The 4,257-nt window shown below is 36.4% G+C and carries 3 protein-coding genes and 2 pseudogenes; 1 reads left to right on the top strand and 4 read right to left on the bottom strand.

Features of this window, described 5'->3' with window-relative positions; translation table 11 throughout:
* Window positions 1-104: pseudogene (locus FTV12_RS16650) on the bottom strand (mobilization protein); the annotation flags it as partial.
* A gap of 219 nt (window positions 105-323) precedes the next feature.
* On the opposite strand from FTV12_RS16650, the gene FTV12_RS16130 reads away from it, so the two are divergent.
* Window positions 324-584 carry a mobilization protein gene (locus FTV12_RS16130; RefSeq protein ID WP_180034330.1) on the top strand — a complete coding sequence of 87 codons (261 nt, stop codon included), beginning with the start codon at window positions 324-326 and terminating at the stop codon, window positions 582-584.
* A gap of 45 nt (window positions 585-629) precedes the next feature.
* Here FTV12_RS16130 and FTV12_RS16135 read toward each other — a convergent pair whose 3' ends face one another.
* The 3 genes and pseudogenes from FTV12_RS16135 to mobQ all read right to left on the bottom strand — a co-directional run.
* Complete coding sequence (locus FTV12_RS16135) at window positions 630-1,052, bottom strand: META domain-containing protein (protein ID WP_180034331.1); 423 nt, start codon at window positions 1,050-1,052, stop codon at window positions 630-632.
* A gap of 93 nt (window positions 1,053-1,145) precedes the next feature.
* Window positions 1,146-2,078, bottom strand: a complete 933-nt coding sequence (gene repM, locus FTV12_RS16140; protein ID WP_180034332.1) for a replication initiation protein RepM — start codon at window positions 2,076-2,078, stop codon at window positions 1,146-1,148.
* Window positions 2,079-3,508: 1,430 nt separating this feature from the next.
* A pseudogene (mobQ, locus tag FTV12_RS16680) lies at window positions 3,509-4,234 on the bottom strand (MobQ family relaxase); the annotation flags it as partial.
* Window positions 4,235-4,257: the final 23 nt, after the last annotated feature.

Genomic DNA, 4,257 nt, shown 5'->3' on the forward strand with positions numbered 1-4,257 from the left:
CTTTCGTCTATCAATTTTTCACCTGAACGATAAGCAGAACATGCAACGGCTGAACGCCCTGCACCTCGGCTTATTGTCTTCACTGAAAAATGATAAATTGCCATTTTGCCTTTGCTCTTAAATTCGATTTCGAATTTTACCAATCTGCATAGATTGGTTTGGGGTTGTAGGGGGTTTCCCCTGCCGTACTTCCATTGAAAAAATCGAAGATTTTTCTCAATGGTAAAGTGCGCCCTTCGGGAAAACCACGATAGCAGATAGCACCTTGAATTTCAATTCATGTGCGCTTATGCTAACTGTGGTTTTTAGGTATTGGAATTACAATGAAAGTGGAATCTTTAGAACAACAAATTGCTAAACAAGAAGAGCGCTTAAAACAGCTTAAAGCTCAAAAGCAGGCTGTATTAGCTCGTGAAAAGAAAAAGATTACTGATCAACAAAGAAAGGAAGATACCAGACGTAAAATATTACTTGGCTCTTACTTACTTAAAAAAATGGAAAATGAACAAAATAAAGAAAAAATACTCGCTGAACTCAACGAGTATTTAACAGAAGATCGGGATAGAAAACTGTTTGGTTTGTAGTTTAAGTGATTATTTTCATCAGTATGCTGCACGAATTTAGATTACTTATTGATCTGAACTACCATTAAATATCAGTTTATCTTTTTTTGGCGTTTCGATAATAAGCTGTATCTGACCCTTACTAGATTGAAGATACAATGCAGGCTTAGTTGCTAGAATATCGTGTATCATCGTACTTTCACGTAAGGTTATATCATCAGGACAGCCCATCATTGTAGCAATAATCGGATTTTTAGAATATAAACGATTATCCTCAAAATGAATGCCAATTGAATTTATATTGCAAAACAAATTACCAATATATAGCCTCCTCTTACCTGCAAATTTTAGCGTGATGGGTTGATCTGATTCTGAAGCTAAAAACAACGCATCTATACGTTTGCCATTAACATCTGTTGCCTCAATCAACTGCCAAGAAAATTGTGCCAAAGTCTGATCATTAAAGGGTATCGCTTGTAATTCTTGCATCTTCGGTTGATTGGTTAATAGCGACTGATGACAAGCACTCAGAAATCCAGTAACGAAAACCAGTATAAATATTCTTATCACCATTAATCCTCATCAAAATTTAAAACCTAATCTTTTTAGCGCACTTATAAAAGTTTTTTGTTGTTTTTCATCTTTGAGCATTTTGGCTATTTTAGATGCTAGAACCTCATAGCTTTCATTACCTGCGGCAAGATAACCAAACTCAGGTAAACGAGCCAATTTGCTTGAATACGTGGTGACTTGTGCATCTGTCATCTTGAAAAACATATCTAGAGTGTTTGGATCTCGTTTTAGGTCTATTTCTTTTTCGACTTTAGCTTGTGGTTTGGGCTTAAACTTGAATGAAAATCCTGTAATAGATCGCCCTGTCTTATGTTGTTCAACCTTAACTGTTATATCGGTATGTTCATTAATTTGCTTGATCGCTGGGTCTAGGACACGATTCTTAAAGTTATGCATTAATTTATATTCTTGATCGAGTATTCCTAACTTTGAACGAAAGTCATTAAGTTCAATAATGGGGGTTTTACCTGTGCGTCGCCAAGCTACTAATAACTCATATAAACGGGTAGCGTATAGATTTAGGTTGGCAACTTGCATCAGTTCATAGCTAGTAAAGTTTTGCTCTAATCGAGTGATTAACGGCACAATTTCAGGAGCAAAACGTAGTTTAACGATGCCTGCACCCTCAACATATGAAATGCCACTAACCCATCTAATCACACGCTTTTCAGGCTTGTTTCTTTTCTCATCTACTGTCATGTAAGTAACTTGACGATTAAAAAGCGTCATTACTGCATCTGACAGCATTGCATAGGTATTTTTAACATCAACATGAAAGTGATCTGCATAGTGTTGAGCATGAATTTCTAGAAATGTCTCAGTATCAACCCCTTTACCTGTTTCCCTTGCTTCAAGGATTGCCAATAGGATTAATCTTTGTTCTACCAAGCTCAATGTATAGCTCGCATTTATTAGTGAATTATCTTTCACAACCAAGCTCATTTTATAGCCTATTTTTATAATAAAAATACAAATTATCACAAGTATAAAAAAATACAAATAATATTTTGTATTGATAAGCAGGGTAAATGTATGTTTATAGCAGGGTAAATGTATGTTTATAGCAGGGTAAATGTATGTTTATAGCAGGGTAAATGTATGTTTATAAGCTACGGAAGCCTTGCTAGGCTTATATTTCAGAGGACTTAAAAGCATTTAAAAGCTATTTAAAACATTAAAAGCCTAAAACTTTAAAAATTAAAGTCAAAATCAAAGGCTATGGCACTCGCTTCGCTCGTGTCTTTTCAAAAGCAAAAGCAAGATCCGAACCATTGATAATGCATTCGCTATGCTCATGCTTTTTTAAAAGCAAAAGCTCCAAAGTTCGCACCCATTCGGGATGCTCTGTTTTGACTGTTTGAAATGGATAGGAAGCTTGTAATCAGGGAAGGAATGAACGAACTTTCTTTGTGACGCTCGTAGACACTCGCTAAAAATGCATGGTTTGCGATTTAAGACACTTTTATTTGTTCAACTATAGATTCTATATAAAAACTTAAATATGGCCTTAAATCGAAAAATAGAGTGATTTAAGACTACATTTCAAAGTCGTTGCTCCGATCTACTGGTTTTATAAATGGCTCATCTGGCTTTTGTGCCTGTTTTTGGGCTTTTTTAGCGTGATATTCTTCGGTTTCCTTTTTATAACGGAGTTGATTCTCGTTAAATTGGCGTTTTTCATCTGCTTCAAGTTGTTTGCGCAGATGTTCTTTTCGTCTTTGAGATTCTTCAAAATGTTTTTGGAAGCTTTCTCTGTGTTCTCTCTCTTTTTTTATCTCTTGTTCTTTGTAAAAGAACTCTGACGCAATAGATTTCATGAAAGGATTCTGTTTGAAGTCTTTAGCCATATCTGAAAAATAATTGAATAAACTCGTGATGCGCTCTATTGAGTCATTCAGGTTTTTTAGCTCTTTAGGCTTAGTTAAAAAAGCCATTATGCCCAAGTCTTTTTTCTCTTTTCTCTTATTTTCAATGTAAACAATTGTGCGATCTCGAAGGCTGAGAAAATTATGACTATCTGCATGTTGTTCATAGCGTTGAACTAAACTCATCATTTTTTGATGTGCTTGATATGTCTTGTGATTTAAAGAGACACTGTCTGTTCTGACAGAAGCGGTATAATCATTTTCATATTCTTTCTCGAACTGGTGAACAGCAGCTCTAAGTTTTTTAGCTTCGGCGATTGCGTTGAATACTTCTCTGAAATAATTTTGAGAAATTTGTTTAAGATTCTGTTCGTTTTCCTTTTGTTTTTTTTGTTCTTCAGTTTTCTGAATTAGGTCTTGGTTTCTTAAGTTGTTAATGGTCGTTTCAGATAAAAGTATTTCTTGCTCTAAACCTTTCAAAATTTCAGGCAATCGTTGGTTTTCAGCGTTTTGCTGTTTAATTAAATTATTTTTTAGGCTGATTTCGGTATCAATGCCTTGTCTGCGTAGCTGTGTGACCTTGCTACCCTCGTGAAGGGTTGCCTGTAGTCCGTTGTTCTGATCGCTATAGCTTCGGTGATCTACCTTGGATGAGTAGCCGGCTTGTGCCAGGTGTTGGTTGGTGAGGTCGGCAAAGGTTTCTCGCCATTGGTTCACGGTCTGACTAGAATTTTCTTTGTTAAAATCTCGATTTCTCTTTTTTGCAAAGTCGCCTGTTTCAAGGTCGATCTGACGGCCTGTAAACATGATATGCGCGTGATAGTTCCGTTCATCACTTCCGCTTTGGGTGTGTGGAGCATGAATGGCTGCATCCACGATTACACCATGTCGTTTGACCAGTTCTTGGCACAACTCATTAAGCATTTCTTTACGTTGTGCGGCATTAAGTTCATGTGGAAAAGCAATTTCAAATTCTCTTGCTAGATTTGCATCTTTTCGACGTTCAACTTTTTCAACCGTGTTCCAAAGGTGATTGCGGTCGAGTAACTCAGGATTAACATTTTCAGGGGCATAAATTTTTGTAAATTCAACGCCTGTTTTTCGGGTGTAATCCTGTTCTTTGCCTTGTCTTTCGTCTATCAATTTTTCACCTGAACGATAAGCAGAACATGCAACGGCTGAACGCCCTGCACCTCGGCTTATTGTCTTCACTGAAAAATGATAAATTGCCATTTTGCCTTTGCTCTTAAATTCGA

The organism is Acinetobacter sp. YH12233 (genome assembly GCF_013417725.1).
GTDB lineage: Bacteria > Pseudomonadota > Gammaproteobacteria > Pseudomonadales > Moraxellaceae > Acinetobacter.

Coding starts and splice junctions, on each gene's coding strand:
- repM (WP_180034332.1), bottom strand. CDS start 2,078: ATGAGCTTGGTTGTGAAAGATAATTCACTAATAAATGCGAGCTATACA.
- FTV12_RS16135 (WP_180034331.1), bottom strand. CDS start 1,052: ATGCAAGAATTACAAGCGATACCCTTTAATGATCAGACTTTGGCACAA.
- FTV12_RS16130 (WP_180034330.1), top strand. CDS start 324: ATGAAAGTGGAATCTTTAGAACAACAAATTGCTAAACAAGAAGAGCGC.